General features: G+C 69.5%; 2 protein-coding genes. Both read right to left on the bottom strand.

The genetic code is table 11. The features are described from left to right. A partial coding sequence (locus tag BUE41_RS29335) for a maleate cis-trans isomerase family protein (RefSeq protein ID WP_456107118.1) occupies positions 1-717 on the bottom strand: 717 nt, incomplete at its 3' end. Between the two features lie 185 nt (positions 718-902). Further along, the coding region (locus tag BUE41_RS29330) for a 2,5-dihydroxypyridine 5,6-dioxygenase NicX family protein (protein ID WP_073460608.1) at positions 903-1,948 on the bottom strand (1,046 nt) is incomplete at its 5' end.

The following is a 1,948-nucleotide window of genomic DNA, read 5'->3' as shown; positions in this document are numbered from 1 at the left end:
GAGGAGTTTCCCGGCGTTGGGGACGATCGGGGGTAGGCCGAGTTCTTGCAGGATGCGGTAGGTGGTGGCGGTGGCGGCGGTCAGGACGGGGAGGCCGGCGTCGTTCTCGATGGTCTGGATGGCGGGTAGTGAGGGCATCTGGACGCAGGCGGACAGGACGAGGGCGTCGGCGCGGGAGAGGTCGAGTGTGCGCCAGTGCTGGTGGAGGTCGGTGGGGTCGAGGTGGGCGACGGTGAGGTTGTCGGGTACTTCGAGGGATAGGGCGTCGACGACTTCGATGCCGGTGTGTTCGAGGTAGTCGGCGACGGCTTGGGTCAGCGGTTTCAGGTACGGGGTGATGATCGCGACCCGGGTGGCGCCGAGGGCGGTGATGCCGGCGAGCAGGGCTCCGGCGGAGGAGATCACCGGGGCGTGTGCGCCGTTGGCGCGCAGCGCGGTGGTGATGGATTGTTCGGCGGTGCAGTGGTAGCCGGGGCCTTGGGCCATGATCGCGACCAGGCACGCGGTGGCGACCACGTCGGGGCGGGCGTCGGCCAGCTCGGCCGCGGCGCGGTCGGCCTGGGCGTTCATCGCGCGCAGCTGGTCGGGGGTGACGTGCTGCATGCGGGCGCGGGCGGAGTGGAACACGAACCGGTCGTCGGGCAGTAGCTGTTCGCGGGCGGCGAGCATGCGCGGCAGCTCGGTCTCCATGGTCAGGTTCGAGCTGGGCACGATCAGCCCGATGTGGTGATCACGAGGCGCCGCCGCTGTCGCCGCCGCCGCTGGCGCCGCCGCCGCTGCCGCTGTTGTCGCCGTTGTCGCCGCCGCTGTTGTCGCTGTTGATGTCGCCGCTGTTGTCGTTGTTGTCGTTGTTGTCATCGCGGGGTTCGTCGCGGGGTTCGTCGCGGGGTTCGAGGGTGCGGTCATCGCTGGGTCGCCGGGCGCATCTCGGGCACGGTCAGCTCGCCGGCGTCGACGATGAGCTCGTCGTCGAGGTAGAGGCTGCAGCCGCGCATGGGGATGTCGAAGTGGCAGGCGGTGTCGTTCGGCCCGCCCAACTCGTTGTTCGGGCCGATGGAGAACATCACGTTGCCGTAGAAGCTGCGCAGTTCCATGCCCATGCCGCCGACGAACTGGGTCAGCCCGTGCCAGTGCGCCCGCTCGTCCAGCCCCCACCCGACGTGGCTCATGCCGTAGCCGCGTGGATCGTCGAACGACTCGATGTAGCTGGTGAGCAGGTCCGCGTCGAGGCTGGAGTGGCCGGGCAGGCCGCGGATGTCGCGGATGAACCCGGCCTCGATGGTCAGCTTGACCGGGTGCTGCACGTAGGTGTTGAACGGCAGCAGCACATCCCCGGGGGCGAGCACGATCGTGCCGTCCACCCCGTCGTCGGCGCCGCCGGTGAACACGAACGCGGCCGGCCAGTGATCCCAGCGGCCGGGCTGGTCGGTGTAGCCGTACTCGCTCACCGTCGGATACACCCCCAGCCGGTAGGTGACGTCGGTGCCGTGCGGGCTGGTGATCCGCATCGTGGCGGCCTTGGCCAGCCGATCAGCAGCCACCTCCACCCGCTCGCGCAGCTCCCGGGTGGGCATCAGCCGCGCCAACAGCTCCGGCGGCTCCACCGCGGTCAGGATCCGCGTGCCCGCACCCTGGATCTCGAACTGCTCCTCGCTGAACAACAAGAACGTGCAGTCCACCACCATGTCCGCGGCCTTGAGCGCCTCGACCGCCACCCGGTTACCCGCCAACCCGGTCTCCCCGACCCGCCACACAGCCGACACCTCCACCGGCGACGGCAGCCGCAGGTGGAACGTGGACGCACCCAGCTTCTGCGCCGCCCACATGAACGCACTCGCGTAGTCCGCGCGCTCGTCACCAGTGGTCAACACAGCCACCGTCTCACCCTCGTGCACCCCGGACAGCCTCAGCTGCTGCAGGCAGATCTCGTTGAACAGGCTCTGGTCCA

Source organism: Pseudonocardia thermophila, assembly GCF_900142365.1.
In the GTDB taxonomy this organism is placed as follows: Bacteria; Actinomycetota; Actinomycetes; order Mycobacteriales; family Pseudonocardiaceae; genus Pseudonocardia; species Pseudonocardia thermophila.
The sequence above is the reverse complement of the archived record's forward strand: the minus strand, read 5'-3'. Positions and strand labels throughout refer to the sequence as shown.